Here is a 23,533-nt window from a genome sequence, read left to right as displayed (position 1 = left end):
ATGTCAAATCCACTAATAAGAGCATCAGATCATTATGTATTATTAGAGCCAGATTCAAAAGAAAAAATTGTATCAAAGCAAGAAGCAATTTTATGGTTGAAAAATTGGCTTAGTAAAACAGAAACACAAACAATATATCAAAATATAGAAGTTCTTGATCAGGAATTTTTTGAAGAATTATTGGAGAGCACTTATGAATTAGAAATTAAATTAGGATACGTTATCAAATGGTTTGCAGTAAGAATTGAACCAGATTAACTAATTATTTCTTTATGAATTGCATTAATTATTTTCATGGCGACTTCTTCAATATTTTCCCTTTTTACCTGAATTCTTAAATCTGCTTGAGAATACAAATTTTCTCTAGATTGAAAAATGCTCATATATAAATCATTGAGATTCTTTCCCTGAAGAAGTGGCCTATTTTCAATTTCATTTTTCAATCTTTTAATTGCTATATCTTTGTCGAGATCTATCCAAACAACTATTCCCTGTCTTAAGATTCCCCAGTTTTCTGATTTGGTAACTATTCCTCCCCCAGTTGAGATTACTAATGAAGGAATTTTGATAGTTTCTTTAAGGCAGTTTGCTTCTAATTCACGGAAATTCTCTTCTCCTTCATCATTAAAAATTTGATTGATAGATTTTTTTGCTAACTTCTCTATTAATGGATCTAAATCAATGTATTTGTACTTCAATAATTCAGCTAGCTTCAAACCAGTTTGTGACTTGCCAGAACCCATCATTCCTATTAAAAATATGCTTCTGCCCCTGATAGTATGAACTGTTTTTTCAATAATGGATTGTTCCATAAAGACAAAAGCGTATTTAAAACCTTAAGATAGTATTATCGCAGACAGCTATGACTTCTACACAATCCAAACCATTACATGGAAAAGGACGTGAATGCGTCATAACTCGACGTGCTTGCTTTAGTTCTAGTCACCGTTATTGGCTTCCTGAAAAAAGCCCAGAAGAAAATTTATCTCTTTTTGGAAAGTGCAGTATTGCACCAGGACATGGTCATAATTATGAACTGATTGTTTCAATGGGTGGAGAACTAGACTCTGATGGAATGGTACTTAATCTCTCTGATGTAAAACACTCTATTAAAAATAAGGTTACTGGACAATTAGATTTTCGTTTTTTAAATGATGTCTGGCCAGAATTTGATGTTAATAATCAAGAGGGTATACTTCCCACAACTGAAGCATTAGTAAAGGTCATTTGGAGTCGTCTAAAAGATGATTTACCTCTTACAGGTCTAAGGCTTTATGAAAACCCAAATTTATGGGCAGATTATTTTGGAAAAAACATGGAAGCATTTTTAACAGTACAAACTCATTTTGCAGCCGCTCATAGACTTGCAAAAGAAGAGATATCCTTTGATGAAAATAAAAAAATCTATGGGAAATGTGCCAGAGTTAATGGACATGGTCATAACTATCTTGTAGACATAACTGTAAAAGGAGACATTGATAAAAGAACAGGGATGGTTTGCGACTTATCTGCACTCCAAGAGATAATCAATGATTTGGTTGTTGAGCAACTAGATCATACTTTTCTAAATAAAGACATTGAATTTTTCCATAATTGTGTTCCAACTGCTGAAAATATAGCTTTATATATTTCTGATATTCTTAAAAAACCGATAAATGAACTTGGTGCAAGTTTACACAAAATAAGACTTCAAGAGAGTCCAAATAATGCTGCAGAAATTTATGTTGATCAGAAGTTAACCAATTCATTGAAATTAAAATTTGAAAATAGTTTAGTCACACAAACTTGAGTATCCCAAGAGTATTAATTGTTATAGCATCTAGTCTTGATGGGAGAATTGCATTTCCTGGAGGTGGAGAATCGCATCTTGGAAGCGAAGAAGATAAAAAAACGTTAAATCAAAACTTATCAAAAGTTGATGCGACCATTTTTGGTTTAGGTACTTTAATAGCTCATCAATCAACTTACCTAATAAAAAATCTCAATGATAATGATCAAGTAAAGATATCCAAAAGCCAACCAATTTCTATAGTTGCTTCAAATAGCAAAAAATTTAACAGAAATTGGAAATACTTTCGTCAACCAATTAGAAGATGGCTAATAAGCTCAAGTAAAGTTTGTGATTCGTCTAATAATCACTTTGAGAAACAACTTTTTTTCGATGATTCATGGAGAAAGACATTAAATTTACTCAAAAAACAAGGGATAAATGATCTAGCTCTTTTAGGAGGTGCAAAACTTATAAATTCATTTATCAAAGAGGATCTTATAACAGATATAAAAATTACAATAATTCCACGAATTATTGGAGGTAGATATACGTGGATCCCTCCAGAACAAACAAATGAAATTTTTAATCTCAAAAGACTATGGGAAATAAAATCAATTAATAATTTATTGAATAATGAAATCCACATTCATTACAAAAAAATTTAAAATAAATTCATTATTAAATGAACCAAAAAAAACATAAAGTTGAAGTCAAATTGTCAATTCAAGAAATATCTAAAAAGATATGGAATGAATTGGTAAATGAAATCAATAATCCATTTTATGAATGGACCTGGCTTAAAAACCTTGAAACATCAAAAAGTGTTTCAAGAGATACTGGTTGGCAGCCTCTATATTTTATTGCTTATAAAAATGAAGAAATATTAGGCATTGCTCCACTTTTTTTAAAAAATCATAGCTATGGAGAATTCGTTTTTGATCAATCATTTGCAAGATTGGCTCAAGAATTGAATTTAAATTATTACCCTAAATTAATTGGAATGAGTCCTTATAGTCCTGTAAATGGATATCAATTTCTTTATAAAAAAAATAAAGATAAGAAAGAAATTACAAATTTACTTATAAGCCATATCGAGAGCTTTGCGATTACAAACAAAATTTTAAGTTGTAATTTTTTATATATTGATGAAAGCTGGAGCAAGCATCTTAAATCCTTGGGATACCATGAATGGATAAATTCCAGCAGTGAATGGAGGAGTAATGGAGAAAAAACGTTTGATGACTTTCTTTCTAGATTTAACTCTAATCAGAGAAAAAATATAAAAAAAGAGAGAAAATCAATTATTAAACAAGATATTAAAGTAGAAATTTTTAATGAAGATGATATCAACCAAGAAATCCTCAAAAAAATGCATTATTTTTATGAACGACATTGTTCGAGATGGGGAGTTTGGGGAAGTAAATATCTAACATCTTCATTTTTCGAAAAAATTGTTGAAAATAAAAAAAATCTTTTACTTTTTAGCGCATCAAAAAATTATTCAAATGATATTTTTGCAATGTCGATGTGCGTTAAAAATAAAAACAATTTATGGGGTAGATATTGGGGTAGTCAAGAAGAAATATCTAATCTACATTTTGAATTATGCTACTACCAGCCAATTGAATGGGCAATAAAAAATAGTATAGATTTGTTTGATCCTGGAGCGGGTGGTAAACATAAAAGGCGGAGGGGGTTTTTTGCAAAAAGCACCGTTAGCATGCATAAGTGGTTTGACAAAAATATGGAAAATATAATTAATCCTTGGCTTAATGAAATTAACAAACAAAACGAGATGGAAATTGATTTTGAAAATCAATCTATACCCTTTAAATAAAAAATTATTTGGCTTTACCGAAGTTTATATTAGTAATATAGTTTTAATTAGCTTCTAAGAATGGATTCTAGTAAAAGTTTCGATGAAAAAATAAAGATTGATAATAATCTATCCAGCCGACATATAGACTTAGATCCAAACGGTTATTTTATTATAAAAGTAGATTTGGAAGAAAATAAAATAATTTTAGAGCACTTTTTAAATAACATCGATGAGGAGGGATATGCACTTGACCCAGAAACAAATGAACCACTTAAATGCAACTCTCAAAATAAAAGAGTTAGTAATGAAGTTTTTGAAGGTATGAGTGCTAAACAACTGGGGATATTGATCACTGAAGAAAGAAATGACTTAATAACCAGATTCGATCATGCTCTATATTTAGGCCGAGAACTACAAAAAGCAGAAGAATGTTTGTACAAAAAATTACCATATATCCAAGATTAAGAAATTCAACTAAGAAAATCTAATCTTTTCATCTGATGTTAGATTATATAAAAATAAAAAATTAATGAACATCGTTTTCTATTTTGCATTTATTGGTTTTGGTTTTGCAGCTGCTTTTGCACTAGATAAGCTCTTACGTGCAGTTAAATTAATTTAAAAAAACTACAAAATTTTAATAGTCTCTCCATACAAATCATATGCATCAGCATAATAAATATTTGCTTCAACAAATTTACCAATATAATTTTTCAAATCATTATTTAAATTAATAGACAAAATCACATTTCCATCAATTTCAGGCGCGAAATTGTAAGACCGACCTATTAATTCGTTATTGTCTGATATTTTTTCTACCAAAATCTTCATTTTTGAACCAATATATGACTGATTTTTATCTTTAGAGATATTTTGTTGAACTGAAATAACGTTATCTTTTCTTGCCTCTGCGACCTCTGGGGATACTTTATTTGGTAAATCAAAAGCTGCAGTCCCTTCCTCAGGAGAAAAAATAAACACTCCCACATGATCAAATTTGTGCCTACCCAAAAATTCGAGAAGATGTTCAAAATGTTCTTTTTTTTCTCCTGGGAAACCAACAATGAGGCTAGTTCTTAATACAGCAGATGGAATTTCTTCTCTGATTTTCGCCAAAATTGATTCATTCAAAGAAGCCTGCCAAGGTCTATTCATATTCTTCAAAATATCTGAATGACTATGCTGAAGTGGCAAATCAAAGTAAGGTACTATATTCTTTGAACCTTTGAAAGCTCTAATAACTTCATCAGTTAAACCCGTTGGATAAGCATAATGTATCCTTATCCAAGGAATTGGAACTTTAGAAAGCTCATTCAAAAGTTTGGCTAATGATGGTTTTCCATAAATATCTTGTCCATAATTAGTTGTTATTTGACTAATTAATATGATTTCCTGAATACCCTGCTTAGCAAGACTTTTGGCTTCTGAAACTATAGATTCTATTGTTCTACTTCTTTGAGGACCTCTCAACTTAGGGATAATACAAAAAGCGCAATTATAGTTACAGCCTTCAGCAATACGAATATAAGCAACAAATTTGTTTTTATCTACAAAACGAGGTATTTCCTCATCTGCAATAAATTCCGGTATTTTTGAAACTTCATTAACGATTTCCCCTTTTTCCACTCTGTCTAAAACATTGGCTATCTTTTGATAATCTCCTGTTCCAATCAAACCTTTTATTTCAGGGATTTCTTTTATAAGCTCATCTTTAAAATGCTGAGCCATACAGCCTGCAACTATTACTTCCTTTCCTTGATTTGTATATTCTAGAATTTTTCTAATAGATTCTTCTCTAGCTGTTTCAATAAAACTGCAAGTATTTACAACAACAACATTTGCTTCATTGATATTGCTGTCTACTTCATAACCCTCTTTATCTAATAAGCCTTGCATATGTTCAGTATCAACAAGATTTTTCTCACAACCAACATGACTGAAAGCAATCTTAGATAGTCTTTTTTCTTTTACATTGAGACTATTTTGTTTCACAACTTGAAAAATAAGAATTAAAAGATTTAAACAGCATTTCGTATAAAACTCTCATGCCAAGATAATATTAAGATAGATAATGTAAATATCAAACTTTCATTTTTCATGGCTCTTAAGACATTAAACAGAAGAAATAAAAAAGACTTAAAGTGGCCAAAAATTATAATCGCAATTCTCAGCACTATAGGCATAGTTGACACAGGTTCGATTACTTTAAAAAACTGGGGCTTATTTACTTCGCTTTCATGCCCAGGGATACAAAATGGTTGTGAAACAGTTTTAAATAGTCCTTGGGGTACTTTATTTGAAAATAATCAAGTTAATATACCTCTCTCATTAGCTGGATTTATAACATATTTATCAATATTAGTTATCACAATAATACTCTCGCTTAATTTAATTTCCCCAAAAGAAAAACTAAATAAGTTTTTATGGTGGTTAGTATTTCTAATCTCTTGTGCGTCATCAACATTTAGCTTTTTATTGATAAATATTATGTTTTTTAAGATTCAAGCATATTGCTTTTTTTGTATACTTTCAGCAATTTTATCGCTTTCTATCTTTATAATTTCTATGATTGGAGCAAAGTTTGAAAGTAGAGAACCTATGATTTTTAGAGGTTTCGTTGTAGCCATAAGTGTCCTCCTGGGAGGTCTAATTTGGTCAACAAACGTTGACCCCTCTAATGCTATTGATGTTGCAAACCCCACGGAAAATGTATCGCCAATAATTACCACCTCAAGCTCTCCCCAGAAGGTAAAGTTTGCAAAATTTTTAAGTGAAAAGAATATTGTTATGTATAGTGCATACTGGTGCCCGCATTGCCACGATCAGAAACAATTATTTGGTAAAGAAGCAGTTAAAGAATTAAAAGTAGTTGAATGTGCTAAAGATGGCAAAGATAATGAGTATGAGCTATGCCAAACGAAAGGAATCAGTGGATTTCCGTCATGGGAAATAGATGGAGAAATTATTAGTGGTACTCGTGACTTAACTGAATTAGCGACAAAAACCGACTATCAGGGAGATCTTAATTTTTAATAAATCTTTTTTGAATTTTTTGATTTAGCTGTTGTCTAGTATGGCATTCCCAATTTTTATCTTTATCAGGGAAATCATCTCTATAATGACCTCCTCTACTTTCTTCCCTAAATAGACAAGCTTTTAATAAAGTTATCGTAGTTGTTTGTCTATTCTTTAAATCAAGTAAAAGATTTAATGCTCTCCTATTGCGTTCACTAAGTTTTATTTTTTGATCAAATTTTATTTTTTCAAGACTATTTAGTAAATCATTTTTATATAAATTATCTATATCATTTTGAAGGTAATTTAAAAATTTAATCATATTTACCTTATTTCGAGATACACCTAAATTTAACCAGCATAGTTTTCTTAATTCATCAATTTTTTCAGCGATTATAGAAATTTGATCTTCTTTAGGATCTTCAATATCAAACTCTCGAAATGATCTATCAAATTTTTCAAATTTAGAAAGGTCATTCAAAACAATTGAAGACATTTTTCTTGCAAAAACAAGACACTCCATTAGTGAATTACTTGCCAGTCTATTAGCACCATGGACACCTGTAGAAGCAACTTCTCCAACGGCATACAATCCTTTTCTTGTTGAAGATGCATTTAGATCAGTTTTAACACCTCCCATCCAATAATGAGCTGCAGGAGCTACGGGAATAACCTCATTTAAAGGGTTAACGCCATAATCCTGACATCGACTTAAGATCGTAGGGAAGCGCTCTACAATTTTTTCTGGGTCAATATACCGAAGATCTAAGCCAACATGATCTACATTATTATCATACATATTTTTCATAATTGCTCTACTTACCTGATCTCTAGTAGCTAAATCACCATTTTCAAGATTTTTAACTGGACTTTCACCATTTTTATCAACTAAAATTGCTCCTTCCCCTCTAAGTGCCTCAGATATTAAAAAACAAGGTGCACCATAAAATTTTAAAGCCGTTGGATGAAATTGCACGAACTCTAAATCTTCGATAGCAGCTCCTGCTTTCCATGCAAGTGCAATCCCTTCCCCAGAGGATTGAGCAGGATTAGTTGTATTTGTAAATAAGTGCCCACCCCCACCTGTAGCCAAAACAACAGCTCTAGATTTAATCCAATATAAATTTGCTCCATCAAGAACCTGGACTCCTCTACATTCTTTATTTTCAATGAGAAGTTCAGTTACTCTTACACCCCTGCAGTGAAGAATATTTTTTTGATTCTCAATATGATCTTCTAGAACTTCAACTAATGCTCGTCCAGTACGATCTTTAACATGTAAGACTCTTCTTCGTGAATGGGCTGCTTCCAAGGTAGTAGATAGTTGATCAGAACTTTGATCAAAAATCATCCCTAAATTCTGCAATCTTTCTACACAACCTGGAGCTTCTTTAACAAGCATTTCTACAGCTTGATAATCACATAGTCCATCTCCTGCTTTTAAAGTATCATCAGCATGAAGATCAAATGAATCATCTTGTCTAACAACAGATGCGATTCCTCCTTGAGCCCATCTACTAGAAGATGTCTTACTTGTATTTCTATTTAAAAGAAGCACTTTTAAATTTGAGGGTAATTCAAGACAAGTCATAAGGCCAGCAGCTCCAGCGCCTATAACGATTACATCCCAATTATTTATTGGTATCGGTTCTTGCGAAAATGGAGGCCTTAACATTAAACCAATCCACTAAAAGTTGGTTGCAGGATTGCTAAAACAATAAAAATACCATCAACAATTAATGTTGTTTGAATGACATAACCAGAAACTAAGAGTGCTTTACCACTAGTAGTATTAATTGTGGCAGAATCTAAAATTTCTTTTGAAATAAACCAAAGTATAAGAGCAACAAATGCGATAATAGATAGTGATTTTATTTGAATAAGACTCTCAGAGGTTTTTTGAAGAATCATAGGTGCATTTTCAGCATCTGCTGTAATTACCTGCCTCCATTGATCCATGATTCCGATTAAAAATATTGTAATGTCGGTAACTGCGGTTCCAAATAAAGAAGAGATATAAAAACTTGAACCTATTTTCCAATTAGTACCAAATCCAATTAATGCTAATGGGAAAACTACCGCTTCAACAGGTATGTGTAGGATAGGAAATGGACTTAACCATCCCCAGAACAAACATCCACCAAGCCAACTACCTGATACTCCAAGTAATAATGAACTGACAATAAACCACTTATTTGATCCTTTCTGATTCAAAACAAATGCCACTAAGACAATAACAAAAGTAAAACAAAGAGCACTTATTGGTTCTAATCTAACCCAAGGGGCTTGAACAAAAATAGGTAAAATAACAAAAAAAGAAGACCACAATCTTAAGGATATAGGATTTGATAAAAAACTATTTTCGTAAGAATCAACTTTATTATGAGATTCATAGTTGAATTTATCTTTTACTTCTAAATTTTTTGTAATTAATTCTTTCAATGACAAATTTTATTTTAACTAATCTAAATCGTGTTTTAGAAAACTGCGAATGCCATATTTTAATAAATAAAAGGGCCATAATTTCACACCTATATTTGGTTTTTTAAAAGTATTTAATACACTTAGAGTCATATATAAGTCTAGAATAAGTATAAATAAGATAATTTTACCTTAAATTGTGTGGCAAGAAATTAATTACAAGGAAGAGCCCAATAATCTTTTGGTTCCTGATATTACTTATAAAATAAACCCTGCTGAAATTGAAAGTATTGAAGCTAATTCCATTGCTGAAGAAATAGGATTTGAATCGGGTGATTCAATTATTAGTATTAATGGGAAAAAACCAAGAGATTTAATTGATTATCAGATTCTAATTAGTGAAGAATTTTTAGACATATCAGTTTTAGATAAAAATCATGAGATTCACAATGTAAATATTGAAAAAGATCAAGACGTTAATTTAGGTATAAATTTTAAAGATGCATTATTTGATTCAATCAAGCAATGCAATAATAGATGTCCATTTTGTTTTATTGATCAACAGCCAAGTGGTAAAAGAAAAAGCCTTTATATAAAAGATGATGATTATAGATTAAGTTTCTTATATGGCTCTTATCTAACTCTTACCAATTTAAAAAAAGAAGACTGGGAAAGAATTTCTATGCAAAAACTATCCCCACTTTTTATTTCAGTTCATGCTACTGATCCTACCACAAGAGCAAAATTATTAAAAAATAAAAAAGCAGGAGTGATACTTGATCAAATTTCGTGGTTTGAAAAAAACTCTATTCAAATACATGCTCAAATTGTTGTTTGTCCAGATATAAATGATGGGGATATTCTTGAGAAATCTATTTTAGACCTTGCAGAATTCTACAAAAAAACCTCTCAGACAGTACTTTCAGTCGCAATAGTTCCAGTGGGACTTACAAAATTTAGGCCTGAAAATGATGGGTTGAAATCAATAAGCCCAGAATACGCAAAAAAAACTATTAAACAAGTAGAAAGAATTCAAGCCTATCTACAAATTACTCTTGGGACTCGTTTTTGTTGGCTAGCAGACGAATGGTACTTAATTGCTGGTACAAATTTGCCTAGTTACAAAACCTACGAAAATATGCCGCAAGAATCTAATGGAGTTGGGACTATTAGAAACTTTCTAGAAGTATTAAGAGAGAGGACTAAAAATCTACCCCAAAAAGTAAAAAAGCCCAAAAAAGTTAGTTGGATTGTTGGCAAATTAGTTTATGAAGCCCTAATTCCTACAGTGAATAAATTAAACTTAATTAATGGATTAACAATTAATTTATATGGTTTGCCAAGTATTTATTGGGGTCAGGATCAAGTAGTTACAGGTCTTCTTACTGGAGAAGATTTAATTTTCGGACTGAAAAATAAGGATTTAGGAGAAGCTGTTTACATACCATCTATTATGTTAAAAATTAATACTGATTTATTTTTAGATGATAAAAATATTCAAGAAGTTGAGAATCAAATAAATACTAAAATTCACGTTCTTGATGATTCAAATGATATTATTAATACTTTGATTGGTTAATCGAAGATTTTCAAAACTATAAAACATGCTTAGAAGAGTAATAAATCCTTTCTTATTATTGCCGCTTACCCTAAGTATGAATACCCTTAATGTTCTATCGAGCGAAACAAAAAATTACATTGATAATGTTTTAGAAGAAAAATCAAATATTACTTTTGTTGATTATCAAGAAATAGAAATACTTGTATTAAATAATCAAGAATTAAAATCACTACAAAACTTAGTAGCCTCTGCAAGCTTTAATATTTCCAGTCAAATTGCCAAAAGATACCCATCCTTAGATTTACAAGCAAATGGGTTACCAAAATATGTTGCAGGTAAAAAGTACAATAGCAATTTACCTACTTTAAAAACATCACAATTTACAGCTAATCCCTCCCTGAATATTAAATGGGATGTAATTGCCCCACTTAGAGGGTCTGAAATTAAAATTGCCAAAACAAATTACAAAATTGCAGAAAATAACTATGAGATTAAGAAAAAAGATTTAATTCAAGAAGCAAGAATCAGATATCACAAATACAAAAAGTCATATCAAGATATTCAAAATAAAAAATTCATACTTGATTTATCAATCACAAGTTTAGAAAATGCTAAAGCTAAGCTCGATGCTGGAATTGGTACAAAATTTGAAGTTCTTGAAGCAGAAGCTCAATTATCTCGAGATCAACAAACACTTAATGAAAAAAAAATAGAACATGAAATTAATAAAATTTCTCTTAAAGAGATTCTTAATGTTGAGGGAGATATAGAAACTAATAAAAAGCAAATTCTTGTAGGGTTTTGGAACCATAAATTGAATAAAAATATTAATCAAGGTTTGGATAAAAATCTTTCCTTAAAAAACCTTATTCTTCAAAAATCAGTCAAAAAAAGCCAAGCTGAGAGCTTTTTAGCTCAAAATAAGCCAAATATCTATATCAGTAATTCATTATCTAGTACCTTTTCAAAAGGTGACTCCCTAGCAACTAATATCGACTCTGAAAAATCTGGATCTAATTATACAAATACCATAAGTCTAAATTTTGCATGGAGTATTTTTGATGGCGGACAAAATAATAACTCCTATAAATCAAAAATAGCAGATGCAGAAGCCGAAAAATATGCTTATGAAAATCTAAAAAATGTTTTAACCACAAGTATTAGCAAAGCCTATTTAAATCTTAAATTAAATGAAGAAAAAATAATCTCTTCTATTAAAGAAATTGAATCTAGCAAAGAGTCTGTAAGGCTTGCCAGACTTAGATATGATGTCGGAATATCAACTCTAAAAGATGTTCTTGTTCGGCAAAGTGAATTAAGTAATGCGAAATCAAAAAATATTAATGCAATATATAATTACAATTTGAATATAGATGAATTAGAAAGACTAACTTTCCTTGATATCAGTAAAAATTGTTTGGGTATTAATAATACTAAAATTGAAGATACAGAATCTATTTGCAATATATAAAGATGAATCGACCAGATTTAACTAATAAACAACTACTTGAATTAGATTCTTTATTTGAATTGGTTAGTCAAAGGCAAACAAAAGATTTTGGAAATATTAGCGCCAGTAATAAAGCAGATGGATCATTATTAACAAGTTGTGATTTATGGAGTGACAAAACAATTGTAGATGGCTTAGCTTCAATAGCCCCAGGTGAAGGTGTCCTTAGTGAAGAAGGGCAAAAGTTAATTCCAAATTCAAAAGCTTACTGGGTGGTTGATCCACTCGATGGTACAACAAATTTTGCTGCAGGTATTCCTTACTGGTCTATATCTGTAGCAAGGTTCGTTGATGGTAAACCACAATCTTCTTTTTTAATAATTCCTACATTGAAAAAAAAGTTTGTATCCATTAAAGGTAAAGGGGTTTGGTTAAATAACAAAAAAATAGATCCTAGCCAAAATAATCGTCAAAGTGAATGCATTTCTTTATGTAGTAGATCAATAAAAATTTTACAAAAAAAACCAAACTCAGTTTTTCCTGGCAAAATTAGACTCTTAGGTGTATCGAGTTTAAATCTTACGAGTGTAGCGATGGGACAAACTTTCGGCGCAATAGAATCAACCCCTAAGATATGGGATATTGCAGCAGCCTGGCTACTATTAGAAGAACTCAATTGTTCTATAGAGTGGCTAGAAAAAGATCCTTTAAATTTAGTTTCAGGAGAAGACTTAAGCGGTGTTAATTTTCCATTAATTGCTTGTAGATCTATAGAAAAATTTGAAATTTTAAAGCCATGGGGTAACTTATTATTAGAAAAATAGTTGCATCATAAATAAAAAATTGTTTGAAAAATTTCTTTATCAGATACAATAAAAATTAAGTAAATAAATAAATATTTGAAGAAAATTAATATGCAGAGAAGTTCAACATGGATACTGAAAAGTTTATGGGGAGCATGCGAAAGATGGAGCAAATCTGATTGTATTGATCTAAGTGCAGCATTCGCTTACTACACGCTACAATCATTTTTTCCTATTCTTCTAATTTCTTTATCAATAGCGTCATGGTTCCTTGGAAAACAAGAGGGATTAGATCAACAAATAATTTCTATTGCTGCTCAGCTTTTACCTCCTTCAGTAGTTGAGTTAGTAGAAACAACATTATTTAATTTGATTGATCAAGGCTTTGGAGCAGGTATCCTAGGGGCCATGTTTTTGCTATTTACAGCAGGAAATGCATATTTATCACTTCAAAGAGGTGCAGATAGGCTTTGGGAGGACGAACTTCCTTCTAAAAAGGCAAATGCTGCTTGGAGAGAGCAAGCTTCTAGGTTCCTCCGTAATAGAATTGAAGCTTTTTTAATTGTATTCTTTATTGGTTTCCTAATGGTATTAGATCAGATTAGCGCAAATCTCAGGATGATACCAAGTAACGTTCTAGAAAATCTCTCAAAATCTAATAACCTAATTTCAGATTTATTATTAAAGTTACCCCTTTTACAAGTTGGTCAATTTGCAATTCCTCTAATTGGCTTTACTATGATGGCTCTATTATTACAAGCCCTTTTGCCTAGCAGAAAAGTTCCTCTAAAACCTCTTTTGCCAGGATCTATTCTTATTGGCATTGGCCTAACTACGTTGAATCTAGCAGTAAGTAAAAGTATTCTTTCACTTGGCGTAAGATTCCAAGCATATGGTTTTATTGGAGGTTTTCTTGTACTTACTTTGTGGGTCTGGCTTTTAGGTGTAATTTTGTATTTTGGACAGTGCTGGAGTGTTGTTATTGCTAGTATGACCTTAGTTAATAAAAGAAGAAAAAAATATAGTAAATAGTATGATTTATTTTCTTAAAGCTAATAAAAATTTTCTTTTTTACTCTTTGTTGATTTTAATAGTTATTCCTATTTTTGGACTAAAATTTTTCCTAAGCTTTATTAGTAATATCTTAATCCTTTTATTTCTAATTCCAATCTTTCTATTACTTTTAGTCTTTATTGGCTTAAACTTTTATAAATTAAAAATTAATACATGTAATAATTGTGGGTCAATATCATTAGGTTTAAGTAAAACCTGCATGAATTGTGGTGTAGATTTAGAAAATATTAATAAAAACAATCAGTTAGAAAAAAAACCTAGTGAAAGCACTATTGAAGTAAAAGCAGAAGAAATAAAATAATTTTTAACCTATTCCAATTTGTCTAAGAATACTTTGTCCAGTAATTAGTTCAGTACCGAGACCAATCAAGATGCCCATCATTGCCATTCGTCCATTCCAGGTTTCTGCAAAGTTTACAAAGCCAAATCTTGGTTGATTGTCATTATTCATAATTTACTCGATGATTAATCTTATTATTTTAACGTTTCAAGTAAGAATTTATGAAAATTAAAAATAATTTATTTAACATGTCTAATGCCATCAACAGGTCTATACTCATCTCCAGTTAATTCTTCATACACGATAGCTGGTAATCCAGTATCAAACATTGTTTGCAAGGCTTCTTTTAGCATAGGGTTCCAGCCTCCAGTACTTACTTTTCCATGTCTTACTGTCCAATCCCAAGTTCCTTGTAGATCTCTTGGTAGTCTACCTTCTCTATCTCTTCGAGCGACTAAGTCTAAAGATTCTACTAAACCAACTATTACTGGATTTTTACCATAAGAAGGGGTAAGACTTAATTCAAGCCTTACTGGATCTTCTTTAACCATTTTTAAACGAAACCTTGGTGGTAACTTTAGAGATCTTATAACCGCTGAGACAATTTTTGTTCTTAATTCCAATTTTTTTTTCCTTAAAATTTAATTAATCAGTTGTTGAACCCTTCTCTTCTAAGGAAGAGTCATTATCATTTGAAAATCTTACAGTTAATAACTCCTCTTCTGTTATATTTCCTGATTTATCTAAAAGTTCTGGATGTATTGTGTACCTCTTTTGTTTTAAATTAGACGTAGTAAAAGATTTTCTTTCAGCGCCCGATATACTCCAACCATTGGCCATTACTTTAAAAGCCTTCCAGACAAGATAGGTTAAGGCTGCTGAATAGATTATTGGGAATAAAATAGCCATCAAACTTATAGTGTATTAGGATTTATGATTATTATCATAGCCCGAAAAAAAGAAAATTAGCTACTTTAAGTTAATAAATTATTCTCCAAGTAAATTAATTTTTTTATAGTTATATTTAAATTACATTCATAAAATTGGATCTAATCTTTTCAGAAAAAAATAAGAAAATCAATTGAAACTCGGCAAACACAAGCAAATATTATCTTCAGTAATTACATTGGGTTTTTTATTTCCCGCAAATGTAATATCCCAACCATTAATTAAACCAAAAATTAATGAAGTAAATATAAATTCAAACAAATCTTTCATAACTAAAGCTGTAGAAAAAACAGGTTCTTCTGTTGTGACAATTGATTCTCAAAGATATGTAAGAAAAAAAAATTTATCAAGAAATTCTCAAATATTCTTAGACCCGTATTTTGAAAGATTTTTTGGTTTAGATTTACCTGGCGACAATCAACCAAGGATAGAGCAAAGCCAAGGCAGTGGATTTATATTCGCAGATGGACTTGTCATGACTAATTCTCATGTCGTAAATGGATCGGATAAGTTAATTGTTGGTTTAACAAATGGCCAAAAATTAAACGCAAAACTTATAGGACAAGACTTTTTTACTGATTTAGCTGTGCTTAAGATTGAGGGTAAAGGACCTTGGCCAATAGCAGAATTGGGTGATTCAACAAAAATTAAGGTTGGTGATTGGGCAATTGCAGTTGGCAATCCATTCGGACTGGAGAACACAGTTACCCTTGGTATTATTAGTAATCTAAATAGAAACGTCACTCAATTAGGAATATATGATAAAAAACTTGAACTCATACAAACAGACGCTGCTATTAATCCTGGAAATTCTGGAGGTCCATTATTGAATAGCTACGGACAAGTAATTGGTATTAATACTTTGATCAGATCTGGTCCAGGAGCAGGTTTAAGTTTCGCAATCCCAATTAATAAAGCTAAAGAAATTGCTTATCAACTAATTAATAATGGAAAAGTAATACATCCAATGATTGGGATAAGTCTCATAGATGAAATTAATGCTAAAACAAATAACAATGCAGTAAAAGTTGGCTATGTAGTACCTAATAGTCCAGCTGCAAAGAGTGGAATAATAGTAAATGACAGAATCATAAAAGTAGGGGGAAAGGAAATTAAAACAGCTTCAGACGTTATAAGCCAGATAAGTAAAAATGGTATTAATAAAGAAATAAATATAATATTGAAGCGAAGAAATAAAATTATTAGGTTAAAAGTAAAACCTACTGATATTACAAATTTACAAAACTAATAAATTTTTCAACCTTCATTCTGTTTTAGTATTTCCACACATCTAGAGATACAATTACCATCCTTCAAATCACAGGATGAAATACATTCAAAATAACTTTCAATAGGATCAGAAATTTGAAACTTTGATTCTTGGAAATCATAATTTTTCATATAGTTTATTAACTTATCTTTGCATTTTTAAGATTAAACAAAGGAGGTAAAGTGTGTAAAGATAAATGAGTGCTATTGCCTAGCTAAATGTAAACTTTTTTAAAAGTAATCAACATTTTTTGCAAAAAGCTTATTATTTAAAAATTTAATTCTGCTATTTATTTTTTTCTAAAAAATATTCATAATTTCCATCGTATGAAAATAACTTTGAATCTTTAATTTCGACAATTTTATTTGCAACCTTTGAAATAAAATATCGATCATGAGAAATAATTAATAATGAACCTTTATAATTTTTAATTGCTAATTCTAAGTTTTCTTTAGATTCCAAATCCAAATGATTAGTTGGTTCATCCAATAATAAAAAATTACTAGGATTAATAATCATTAGCGCCAATGCTAATCTTGCTTTTTCTCCACCGCTGAGTTGTTTAATATATTTAAAAACAGTTTCATTAGTAAAACCAAAACCTCCTAAAAATGTTCTTACTTTTTTTTGAGACCATTCTGGAGATTTATTACATATTAAATCAATAACTCTTTCCTCAAGTGAAAGTGCTTCAGCCTGATTCTGTTCATAATAGCTTGTAATTATATTATGTTTACCAAGATTAATTTCTCCAATTTCAGGAGATATTTTTTTCATAATAATTTTAAGCAATGTAGATTTACCACAGCCATTAGGTCCAAGTATTGCTATTTTCTCCCCCGCAGAAATCTTTAAATTAACATCTAAAAAAAGAATTTTATCCCCATAACTGTGAGACAAATTTTTGATATTTAAAACTAATTTTCCTGATCGAGGACACTCTGGAAAATTAAAAACAGGACTTTTTGATTTTGCTCTTATTGCCTCAACTTTAGAAATTTTTTTGAGTTGTTTTTCTCTACTCTTAGCTTGAGAACTTCTAGTGGCACTAGCTCTAAATCTATCTATATACTTCTTTTGTATCTCAATTTCTTTTTGTTGTAATTGATATGCTTTATTTTGTGATTCTTCATTTAAAGATTTCTGTTCAACAAAAAAAGAATAATTCCCATTATATATTTCAGATATTCCCCTATCTATATAAATTATTTTTTTGCATAATTTATCTAAAAAATACCTATCATGACTAATTATAATAATTGCAATCTTTAGTGAGGATAGATATTCTTCCAGCCAGAAAATTGTATCTAAATCTAAATGATTAGTTGGTTCATCAAGTAGCAGTAAATCAGGGTTTTGTAGGATTATTTTTCCCAGAGCGATTTTCATCTGCCAACCACCTGAAAAATTGCCGACTAGTTTATCAGCATCTTCTGTAGAAAAACCAAGTTTTGGTAATATTTTTTCTACGTCTGATTGCATTTTATAGCCCCCTAAGGCTTCAAATCTTGCTTGGTATTTTGCGAGTTGATTTACTAAATTTTCAAGTTCATCGGAATGTTTTTTTATATCCAACGATTTCATTTTACTCTCAATTAACAAGAGTTTATTCGCAACAATTTGTATATCTCTGAAAGAACTCTCTAATTCATCTCTCACTGAACAATTCAAGTTGCAATCTAACTCCTGTCTTAAATGGACAATTTTAGGATTACCTTCTTTGATAATTGTTCCACTTGTTTGATCTTCCTCTCCAATTAAAATCTTGAATTGAGTTGATTTACCTGCACCATTAGAACCAACTAAGCCAACTTTTTCTCCTTTCTTAATTTCCCAATTAATATTTTTTAAAACAACATCTGTAGAATAAATTTTGCTGACACCTTCAAATCTAATCACTGTTTTAAAAATTGAATTTACAAAATCTGAGGCTTATTTACTAAAAAATATTTTGTGGAATAAAATTGAATTATGAAAAGAATAGAACAAATTGTAGTGATTTTCATAGCTGCAGCTCTTGCGATTCCAAGTTATTGGTTTTTTTGGACTTTAGCTGGTGGAGGAGGCTACAACAAAAGAATAAAACCCAAAATAAATCAAAACAATAATTATTCGAAACCCATTTCTAAAGACCGCCTCGAGCCTTAACTAACCACATTTTAGTTGCCTCATCGTCAATAGTACTCAAATATTCAATAACCTCTTCTTTAGTCACTGAAATATTTAACTCATTGCCAATATCACATATTTTATCTAATGCTTTTTTGGGATTAGTCAAAGCTATCATAAACAAACTTTGTTTCTTTTTTGAATCGCCTGCTATTAACTGATAGAGCTTTTCTGCATTACTGGACATTTTTTTAAAAATCTATTATTTAATAGATTATTACTTCAAGCTACATTTTGTTCATTATATTTATTAATAGATAAATCATTATCAGTTTCTTTTATTTCTTTTGCTGATGCATCTGCCATACTTCTTGCGTCTAAACATAAAACCTTCCTTAGTTTCGCAAAGTTAGCTGCATGAGATTTTCTGCCATCTTTTTGAGCATAATACTCAGACTGTTGAAGAATATGGTGGAGATGAGTTAACAAATATGGACTAATTACAGCTGAGACCAAAACATCACTATTTTCATGATCATAGGAATCAGATTTAACTAATCTTTTTTTCTTTTTATCAATCATCGACCTTTTAGGTGAATCAATTTTTCTTGAATTTTTCATAGCTTTATAAAAACAATGAATTGATGCGGACATATATTTCCTTACTAATAATATACACAAAGATAGTATCCTTGACTAACTGTGTATACTAATAAGTAACAGTTATCAACTTTGACTCATGGCTACCCGCCAAAACTCAACAAATGGGAAGCCTAAATCCCCTAGGATTCAAGTAGTCCTTCCAGAATTTATATGTGAGCAACTGACAATTTTAGCCAGTAATGAATCACGAACAGTTAGTAATATGGCAAAGGTATTAATACAAGAAGGTATAAAAAAATACTTCGAGAAAGAGGCAACATCACTCGTCTCAGAAAATAATTTAATTACCGATAAATTTAGAGACAACCTAGAAAAACAAAGCGTCAGAAGATTAAATAGAGCTCATCAAAGGATTAAATACTATAAAAAATCTGATTAGAAATAATTAATCCTGGGGCAATTTCTGTAAATCTACAGTTTTTCCCATAACTACCAAAATATTTCCTCTTTCCAAGATATATTTTGCTGGAGGATTAACTGTTAACTCTTCTGCAGGTCCTGCTGCAAGAACATTTACTAAATAATTTTTCCTCAGATTTAAATCTCTTAACGATCTTCCTATAAATTCCTCTGGAACAGTTATTTCATCTATACCAGTTTGATTATCTAATTCCAATCTTTCAATTAGATTTGGTCTAACCAGTTCTAGCCCTAATCTTTCTCCTTGCATTCTGGAGGGGAAGACAACTTTATCTGCACCTACCCTCTTTAACATTTTTTCGTGTAAATCGCTTGTAGCTCTCGCTATAACTCTTTTCACTTTGCTACCATCACTGTCCTTAGCGATAAGAGTTGTAGTTATACTAGCTTCGATGGGTTCGCTTATACCTACAACAACAGTATTCATTTCAAGAATTCCAGATTCCTTCATAGACTCTTCATCAGTACAATCTACAACTCTAGCTTCTATAGAGGGTTCCAATTGTCTTAAATCATCAATAGCTTTTTCTGAATAATCTGCAGCTAAAACATCTGCCCCATTACTTATAAGCTCTCTACAAACAGCGGTTCCAAATCTTCCAACGCCAACAACTGCAAAAGAGAGGACTTCTTTTTCTCTTTTTTGAGACCACTGCCACCAATCAGCCATAATAAAAATAAGTGAATCCTAAACATAAAGATCAGCCCTAGGGTAGCCAATTCTCTTTTGTCTATCAATTCTACTCTTATAAAGAGCCTGCCAAAGTGCACTTAATAGTAAAAGGATACCAAGTCTCCCCACAAACATACCTAAAATAAGAATAAATTGGCCAAAATGATTTAATTTTGCAGTTAAACCAATATCAAAACCAACTGTTGCAAATGCAGATATACAAGTGAAGAGAATTTCTAAGAAGGTGAAAGATTCTTTTTCAATAAAGCTATTAGTTGTACTTAGCAACATTGCCATTAAAATTACGAAAAGCAAAGATCCTACTGTGATTCCCACTGCCTTTAGAATAACTTTATCGGAAATTAATCTATTACTAATAATTACATCTTTCTGACCTCTTAAAGTTGATCTTGTAGCAGCCATCAAAGCAATAAATGTAGTTGTTTTTATACCTCCCCCAGTTCCTCCAGTACTTGCTCCAATAAACATCAGTGTCATCAATAACAAGAGACCGGTATCTGAAATTGAGTTCAAAGAAATCGGAAAATTTGTAAAGCCTGCAGTTCTTGCACTAACTGTTTCAAAGATTGAAGATAATAGCCTTTCAAACAAATTCAAATCATTAAAAAATTGACTATTTAGCAATGATTCAGTAATAAAGAATCCTAATGATCCGAATAATATTAGAGACAAACTTGTCCTAATAACTAGTCTGGAGTGAAGACTCAATTTTCTGTATGAAAGATTTTTTTTATGACTCCAAATATCATCAATCACCCGCCATCCCAGTCCACCCATGACAATGAGAAAAACAAATACAATATTAACCAAAGAATTTGTTCTATAGTCTTGAAGACTATTGGTCCATAAAGAGAAACCTGCGTTGTTATATGCAGATATGCTGTGAAAAATTGAGGACCAAAGTCTTTCCCAATTATTTTGAATATCTACAAATCCAAAAGAATACAAAACAATTGCACCTAAAGATATGATACAAGTTGCAGTAATAGCAATGCTTTGAAAAGTTCGGCCAATTCCTCCAACTCCGAATTCATCAAGAGTTTTTCCTTTATCTAATCTAGTTCTTAGCTTTGTCCCCTTCACAACGAAACCCTGAAGAAATGTGGTAATGGCCATTAATCCAAGACCACCTGATAAAAGCATTAAAGCCAAGAAAACTTGGCCAAAAAAAGTCAAATCAACACCAATATCTATTATGGTCAAGCCAGTTACCGTTATAGCAGAGGCAGATGTAAAAAATGCTTCCCACAATCCAACCTTTGAAGATGAACATAAAGGAGAACTTAAAATTAAAGTTCCAAAAAAAATAATAACCAATCCTGTAACAATAGTAAATTGAGGTACAGATAGTTTTCTGTAAGAATCTTTTAACCTGTAAACATTACTTGTGAATTTCACTTTATTTATTTGAAATCTAAAATTATCAATGCTGGAACTATTAGTGACATTATAAGTGTTAATCCGGCTCCGTATTTTGCGATATCAAAAAATCTATATCTACCAGGCCCGTAGACCATTAAATTTGTTTGATAACCCATTGGAGTAAGGAAAGATTGACTTGCTCCAAATAAAACAAGCATTATTAAAGCATTTGGTGAAATCCCTAAAACATTTGAAAATTCAATAGCGACGGGTAATATTAAAGCAACTGAAGCAGCATTACTAATAAATTGTGTAAGAATAACGGTCGATACAAAAATTACGACTAATGAAAAATACAAAGGCAGCCCATCAAGAGCAAAATTAAGATTAACTGCAATTAAATCTGCTAATCCTGTTGCCTGCATAGCAACACTAAAACACGATAAAGATCCCAGCAATAAAATAACGTCTAACCTGATAGATTTTTGTATTTCTGCGGGTCTTAAACATCCAAACGCAACCATTGCAATCACTGCCAAAAGAACTGACCCTACAAGTGGAATATTAGTAACCGAAGGCAAAACCACCATTCCTATTGCAATTGCAATCGAGATTGGTTTTTTTATCAAGACAGGTAAATCATCTTCAAATTGATCTAAAATAAGCAAATCGTTACTAGCCTGTAAACCTCTTATTGAATCCAAAGGCGCTTGCAATAATAAGACATCGCCTGCTCTTAAAACAGCTTGGCCTAATCTCTCCTGAACAGTTTGTTGACCTCTTCTCAGTGCTAAAACTGTTGCATTATGACGTTGCCTGAATCTTAATTCTCTCAAACTTGCACCAGCTAAAGTTGAGCCTGCTGGTAACAAAGCTTCAAAGGTTTTGGTACCTTCATCATCTGAGAACACATTAGCTCCGTCGAAAGATGTTTTATTTTCTCCTAAAAGAATGGTATGTTCCTGCTGTAACCTAAATAAGTCTGCCCTTGTAACGCGTATTATTAATCTATCGTCTGGTTCAATCTTTCTATCTGCCAAAGGAGGAAGAATAACTTTTCCATTTCGTTGCAATTCCAAAACATCAACGTCAAATCGTCTTTGTAATCTACTGTTTCTGACAGATTGCCCAACTAATTCTGAAGTAGAGGGAATAGTAACTTCAGTAAAGTATATATTCATATCCCCATTTTTAATAAACTCTTTATCTCGCCCTCTATCTGGCAAAAGCATATCAGAAACTAGAATCATGTAAGTTGTACCTATAAGCCATACAGGAATTCCAATTGAAGTTAAACTAAATAATTCCAAAGCTCCATAACCTAACTGTTGACTAATATCACTTACAAGAAGATTTACTGAGCTGCCTAATAATGTCAGAGTTCCACCTAGTAAAGTAGCAAAAGAAAGAGGTAATAAAACTTTCGATGGTGATATATTTCTACGCTCGCACCAACCTTCAATCAAAGGTAACAAAGATGCCACTACAGGAGTATTAGGAACAATTCCAGATATTGGAGCAATCAAAAAAGCTATTAAAGAAATTAATTTCCTTGGCGTTCTAATACTTTCAGAAGAAATCAATTCTCTTACTCTATCTAACGCACCACTTTTAAATAATGCAGAAGAAACTGCAAATAAACCCATAAGGGTAATTAAAGATGGGCTACCAAATCCGGCTAAAGCTTTTTCAGGAGAAAGAACCCCTGTGGCTATAAATATTCCAACACATAACAAGCCAGTCAATTCTGGAGCAATAGTATTTTTGATAAACAAAATTATTGACATTATTAAAACAACTACCGTTATAAACGCATCAAAATTATTACTAACTAATGCAATTAAATTCATATGAAACTTATTTAGCTCAATAT

The 23,533-nt window shown here is 31.1% G+C and carries 29 protein-coding genes; 15 read left to right on the top strand and 14 right to left on the bottom strand.

All coding sequences use genetic code 11. From position 1 onward, the window contains the following. Positions 1–258: a chlororespiratory reduction protein 7 gene (locus tag EV01_RS00185; protein ID WP_032516802.1), complete on the top strand. Its 258-nt coding sequence runs from the start codon at positions 1–3 to the stop codon at positions 256–258. Here EV01_RS00185 and EV01_RS00190 read toward each other — a convergent pair. Beyond that, positions 255–812, bottom strand: a complete 558-nt coding sequence (locus tag EV01_RS00190; protein ID WP_032516803.1) for a shikimate kinase — start codon at positions 810–812, stop codon at positions 255–257. The two genes, EV01_RS00185 and EV01_RS00190, sit on opposite strands and share 4 nt — an antisense overlap. A gap of 50 nt (positions 813–862) precedes the next feature. Here EV01_RS00190 and EV01_RS00195 point away from each other — a divergent pair, with 50 nt between their 5' ends. The 5 genes from EV01_RS00195 (at position 863) to petL (ending at position 4,212) form a co-directional block, all read left to right on the top strand. Continuing rightward, on the top strand, positions 863–1,789 hold the full coding sequence (locus EV01_RS00195) for a 6-pyruvoyl trahydropterin synthase family protein (RefSeq protein ID WP_032516804.1): 927 nt from the start codon (positions 863–865) through the stop codon (positions 1,787–1,789). Further along, positions 1,786–2,436 carry a dihydrofolate reductase family protein gene (locus EV01_RS00200; RefSeq protein WP_032516805.1) on the top strand — a complete coding sequence of 217 codons (651 nt, stop codon included), beginning with the start codon at positions 1,786–1,788 and terminating at the stop codon, positions 2,434–2,436. The genes EV01_RS00195 and EV01_RS00200 overlap by 4 nt, the downstream gene beginning before the upstream one ends. Before the next feature lie 17 nt (positions 2,437–2,453). Continuing rightward, the gene (locus EV01_RS00205) at positions 2,454–3,608 is read left to right on the top strand and encodes a peptidogalycan biosysnthesis protein (RefSeq protein WP_032516806.1); all 1,155 of its coding nucleotides are present in this window, start codon (positions 2,454–2,456) and stop codon (positions 3,606–3,608) included. 60 nt (positions 3,609–3,668) lie between these two features. Beyond that, on the top strand, positions 3,669–4,055 hold the full coding sequence (locus tag EV01_RS00210; protein WP_032516807.1) for a DUF4346 domain-containing protein: 387 nt from the start codon (positions 3,669–3,671) through the stop codon (positions 4,053–4,055). Between the two features lie 64 nt (positions 4,056–4,119). Then, positions 4,120–4,212 (top strand): cytochrome b6-f complex subunit PetL, encoded by a 93-nt coding sequence (gene petL, locus EV01_RS09445; RefSeq protein WP_072013454.1) that lies wholly within the window; start codon positions 4,120–4,122, stop codon positions 4,210–4,212. A gap of 5 nt (positions 4,213–4,217) precedes the next feature. On the opposite strand, the gene rimO is transcribed toward petL, so the two are convergent. Further along, a complete protein-coding gene (gene rimO, locus EV01_RS00215; protein WP_032516808.1) occupies positions 4,218–5,582 on the bottom strand; it encodes a 30S ribosomal protein S12 methylthiotransferase RimO in 1,365 nt (454 codons plus the stop codon). Between the two features lie 105 nt (positions 5,583–5,687). Between rimO and EV01_RS00220 the strand changes: the two genes are divergently transcribed. Continuing rightward, on the top strand, positions 5,688–6,623 hold the full coding sequence (locus tag EV01_RS00220) for a vitamin K epoxide reductase family protein (protein ID WP_032516809.1): 936 nt from the start codon (positions 5,688–5,690) through the stop codon (positions 6,621–6,623). Here the strand turns inward: EV01_RS00220 and nadB are convergent. Together nadB and EV01_RS00230 are read right to left on the bottom strand one after the other, a co-directional pair. Then, positions 6,613–8,280 carry an L-aspartate oxidase gene (gene nadB, locus EV01_RS00225; protein ID WP_032516811.1) on the bottom strand — a complete coding sequence of 556 codons (1,668 nt, stop codon included), beginning with the start codon at positions 8,278–8,280 and terminating at the stop codon, positions 6,613–6,615. The two genes, EV01_RS00220 and nadB, sit on opposite strands and share 11 nt — an antisense overlap. Then, positions 8,280–9,047 carry a DUF3120 domain-containing protein gene (locus EV01_RS00230; protein WP_032516812.1) on the bottom strand — a complete coding sequence of 256 codons (768 nt, stop codon included), beginning with the start codon at positions 9,045–9,047 and terminating at the stop codon, positions 8,280–8,282. Before EV01_RS00230 ends, nadB begins: the two co-directional genes overlap by 1 nt. A gap of 178 nt (positions 9,048–9,225) precedes the next feature. Here EV01_RS00230 and EV01_RS00235 point away from each other — a divergent pair, with 178 nt between their 5' ends. The 5 genes from EV01_RS00235 to EV01_RS00255 all read left to right on the top strand — a co-directional run bounded on the left by EV01_RS00235 (position 9,226) and on the right by EV01_RS00255 (position 14,215). Further along, on the top strand, positions 9,226–10,605 hold the full coding sequence (locus EV01_RS00235) for a TIGR03279 family radical SAM protein (protein ID WP_032516814.1): 1,380 nt from the start codon (positions 9,226–9,228) through the stop codon (positions 10,603–10,605). Positions 10,606–10,630: 25 nt separating this feature from the next. Then, positions 10,631–12,058, top strand: coding sequence for a TolC family protein (locus EV01_RS00240; RefSeq protein WP_032516815.1), 1,428 nt, complete (start codon positions 10,631–10,633; stop codon positions 12,056–12,058). A gap of 2 nt (positions 12,059–12,060) precedes the next feature. Continuing rightward, positions 12,061–12,861 carry an inositol monophosphatase family protein gene (locus EV01_RS00245; RefSeq protein WP_032516816.1) on the top strand — a complete coding sequence of 267 codons (801 nt, stop codon included), beginning with the start codon at positions 12,061–12,063 and terminating at the stop codon, positions 12,859–12,861. Positions 12,862–12,951: 90 nt separating this feature from the next. Beyond that, positions 12,952–13,872: a YihY/virulence factor BrkB family protein gene (locus EV01_RS00250; RefSeq protein ID WP_032516817.1), complete on the top strand. Its 921-nt coding sequence runs from the start codon at positions 12,952–12,954 to the stop codon at positions 13,870–13,872. A 1-nt stretch (position 13,873) separates the two neighbouring features. Further along, a complete protein-coding gene (locus EV01_RS00255) occupies positions 13,874–14,215 on the top strand; it encodes a hypothetical protein (protein WP_032516818.1) in 342 nt (113 codons plus the stop codon). Between the two features lie 3 nt (positions 14,216–14,218). Here EV01_RS00255 and EV01_RS00260 read toward each other — a convergent pair whose 3' ends face one another. From EV01_RS00260 to EV01_RS00270, 3 genes are all read right to left on the bottom strand, one after another. After that, on the bottom strand, positions 14,219–14,365 hold the full coding sequence (locus tag EV01_RS00260; protein ID WP_012006908.1) for a high light inducible protein: 147 nt from the start codon (positions 14,363–14,365) through the stop codon (positions 14,219–14,221). 68 nt (positions 14,366–14,433) lie between these two features. Then, positions 14,434–14,817, bottom strand: a complete 384-nt coding sequence (locus tag EV01_RS00265) for a hypothetical protein (protein WP_032516819.1) — start codon at positions 14,815–14,817, stop codon at positions 14,434–14,436. A 22-nt stretch (positions 14,818–14,839) separates the two neighbouring features. After that, positions 14,840–15,103 (bottom strand): DUF2973 domain-containing protein, encoded by a 264-nt coding sequence (locus EV01_RS00270; RefSeq protein ID WP_032516820.1) that lies wholly within the window; start codon positions 15,101–15,103, stop codon positions 14,840–14,842. 172 nt (positions 15,104–15,275) lie between these two features. Between EV01_RS00270 and EV01_RS00275 the strand changes: the two genes are divergently transcribed. Beyond that, the gene (locus EV01_RS00275) at positions 15,276–16,391 is read left to right on the top strand and encodes a trypsin-like peptidase domain-containing protein (protein WP_032516821.1); all 1,116 of its coding nucleotides are present in this window, start codon (positions 15,276–15,278) and stop codon (positions 16,389–16,391) included. An 8-nt stretch (positions 16,392–16,399) separates the two neighbouring features. On the opposite strand, the gene EV01_RS09945 is transcribed toward EV01_RS00275, so the two are convergent. Both EV01_RS09945 and EV01_RS00280 read right to left on the bottom strand, forming a co-directional pair. Then, positions 16,400–16,543: a hypothetical protein gene (locus EV01_RS09945; protein ID WP_193741393.1), complete on the bottom strand. Its 144-nt coding sequence runs from the start codon at positions 16,541–16,543 to the stop codon at positions 16,400–16,402. A gap of 154 nt (positions 16,544–16,697) precedes the next feature. Continuing rightward, the gene (locus EV01_RS00280) at positions 16,698–18,311 is read right to left on the bottom strand and encodes an ABC-F family ATP-binding cassette domain-containing protein (RefSeq protein WP_032516822.1); all 1,614 of its coding nucleotides are present in this window, start codon (positions 18,309–18,311) and stop codon (positions 16,698–16,700) included. A gap of 72 nt (positions 18,312–18,383) precedes the next feature. Here EV01_RS00280 and EV01_RS09940 point away from each other — a divergent pair, with 72 nt between their 5' ends. Further along, positions 18,384–18,560 carry a hypothetical protein gene (locus tag EV01_RS09940; protein ID WP_193741392.1) on the top strand — a complete coding sequence of 59 codons (177 nt, stop codon included), beginning with the start codon at positions 18,384–18,386 and terminating at the stop codon, positions 18,558–18,560. Here EV01_RS09940 and EV01_RS00285 read toward each other — a convergent pair. Beyond that, complete coding sequence (locus tag EV01_RS00285; protein WP_032518527.1) at positions 18,538–18,768, bottom strand: hypothetical protein; 231 nt, start codon at positions 18,766–18,768, stop codon at positions 18,538–18,540. The two genes, EV01_RS09940 and EV01_RS00285, sit on opposite strands and share 23 nt — an antisense overlap. A 35-nt stretch (positions 18,769–18,803) precedes the next feature. After that, complete coding sequence (locus EV01_RS00290) at positions 18,804–19,142, bottom strand: hypothetical protein (protein WP_032516824.1); 339 nt, start codon at positions 19,140–19,142, stop codon at positions 18,804–18,806. A gap of 118 nt (positions 19,143–19,260) precedes the next feature. On the opposite strand from EV01_RS00290, the gene EV01_RS0109235 reads away from it, so the two are divergent. Then, positions 19,261–19,563 (top strand): ribbon-helix-helix domain-containing protein, encoded by a 303-nt coding sequence (locus EV01_RS0109235; protein ID WP_032516826.1) that lies wholly within the window; start codon positions 19,261–19,263, stop codon positions 19,561–19,563. Between the two features lie 6 nt (positions 19,564–19,569). Here EV01_RS0109235 and EV01_RS00295 read toward each other — a convergent pair whose 3' ends face one another. From EV01_RS00295 to EV01_RS00305, 3 genes are read right to left on the bottom strand one after another with little or no spacing between them, the layout of a single operon-like run. Continuing rightward, positions 19,570–20,274 carry a potassium channel family protein gene (locus EV01_RS00295; protein ID WP_032516827.1) on the bottom strand — a complete coding sequence of 235 codons (705 nt, stop codon included), beginning with the start codon at positions 20,272–20,274 and terminating at the stop codon, positions 19,570–19,572. 18 nt (positions 20,275–20,292) lie between these two features. After that, positions 20,293–21,696 carry a potassium transporter TrkG gene (locus EV01_RS00300; RefSeq protein WP_032516828.1) on the bottom strand — a complete coding sequence of 468 codons (1,404 nt, stop codon included), beginning with the start codon at positions 21,694–21,696 and terminating at the stop codon, positions 20,293–20,295. A 5-nt stretch (positions 21,697–21,701) separates the two neighbouring features. Then, complete coding sequence (locus EV01_RS00305; RefSeq protein WP_032516829.1) at positions 21,702–23,510, bottom strand: SLC13 family permease; 1,809 nt, start codon at positions 23,508–23,510, stop codon at positions 21,702–21,704. Positions 23,511–23,533: the final 23 nt, after the last annotated feature.

This window comes from Prochlorococcus marinus str. MIT 9401, from assembly GCF_000760095.1.
In the GTDB taxonomy this organism is placed as follows: Bacteria; Cyanobacteriota; Cyanobacteriia; order PCC-6307; family Cyanobiaceae; genus Prochlorococcus_A; species Prochlorococcus_A marinus_I.
Note: the sequence above shows the minus strand (reverse complement) of the source record. Positions and strands in the feature narration are given on the sequence as shown.

Bases quoted from the DNA above. Each gene is read 5' to 3' on its own strand.
- EV01_RS00185 (WP_032516802.1), top strand. From the start codon at position 1: ATGTCAAATCCACTAATAAGAGCATCAGATCATTATGTATTATTAGAG.
- EV01_RS00190 (WP_032516803.1), bottom strand. From the start codon at position 812: ATGGAACAATCCATTATTGAAAAAACAGTTCATACTATCAGGGGCAGA.
- EV01_RS00195 (WP_032516804.1), top strand. From the start codon at position 863: ATGACTTCTACACAATCCAAACCATTACATGGAAAAGGACGTGAATGC.
- EV01_RS00205 (WP_032516806.1), top strand. From the start codon at position 2,454: ATGAACCAAAAAAAACATAAAGTTGAAGTCAAATTGTCAATTCAAGAA.
- EV01_RS00210 (WP_032516807.1), top strand. From the start codon at position 3,669: ATGGATTCTAGTAAAAGTTTCGATGAAAAAATAAAGATTGATAATAAT.
- petL (WP_072013454.1), top strand. From the start codon at position 4,120: ATGAACATCGTTTTCTATTTTGCATTTATTGGTTTTGGTTTTGCAGCT.
- EV01_RS00220 (WP_032516809.1), top strand. From the start codon at position 5,688: ATGGCTCTTAAGACATTAAACAGAAGAAATAAAAAAGACTTAAAGTGG.
- nadB (WP_032516811.1), bottom strand. From the start codon at position 8,280: ATGTTAAGGCCTCCATTTTCGCAAGAACCGATACCAATAAATAATTGG.
- EV01_RS00240 (WP_032516815.1), top strand. From the start codon at position 10,631: ATGCTTAGAAGAGTAATAAATCCTTTCTTATTATTGCCGCTTACCCTA.
- EV01_RS00245 (WP_032516816.1), top strand. From the start codon at position 12,061: ATGAATCGACCAGATTTAACTAATAAACAACTACTTGAATTAGATTCT.
- EV01_RS00250 (WP_032516817.1), top strand. From the start codon at position 12,952: ATGCAGAGAAGTTCAACATGGATACTGAAAAGTTTATGGGGAGCATGC.
- EV01_RS00255 (WP_032516818.1), top strand. From the start codon at position 13,874: ATGATTTATTTTCTTAAAGCTAATAAAAATTTTCTTTTTTACTCTTTG.
- EV01_RS00260 (WP_012006908.1), bottom strand. From the start codon at position 14,365: ATGAATAATGACAATCAACCAAGATTTGGCTTTGTAAACTTTGCAGAA.
- EV01_RS00270 (WP_032516820.1), bottom strand. From the start codon at position 15,103: ATGGCTATTTTATTCCCAATAATCTATTCAGCAGCCTTAACCTATCTT.
- EV01_RS09945 (WP_193741393.1), bottom strand. From the start codon at position 16,543: ATGAAAAATTATGATTTCCAAGAATCAAAGTTTCAAATTTCTGATCCT.
- EV01_RS09940 (WP_193741392.1), top strand. From the start codon at position 18,384: ATGAAAAGAATAGAACAAATTGTAGTGATTTTCATAGCTGCAGCTCTT.
- EV01_RS00285 (WP_032518527.1), bottom strand. From the start codon at position 18,768: ATGTCCAGTAATGCAGAAAAGCTCTATCAGTTAATAGCAGGCGATTCA.
- EV01_RS00290 (WP_032516824.1), bottom strand. From the start codon at position 19,142: ATGAAAAATTCAAGAAAAATTGATTCACCTAAAAGGTCGATGATTGAT.
- EV01_RS0109235 (WP_032516826.1), top strand. From the start codon at position 19,261: ATGGCTACCCGCCAAAACTCAACAAATGGGAAGCCTAAATCCCCTAGG.
- EV01_RS00295 (WP_032516827.1), bottom strand. From the start codon at position 20,274: ATGGCTGATTGGTGGCAGTGGTCTCAAAAAAGAGAAAAAGAAGTCCTC.
- EV01_RS00305 (WP_032516829.1), bottom strand. From the start codon at position 23,510: ATGAATTTAATTGCATTAGTTAGTAATAATTTTGATGCGTTTATAACG.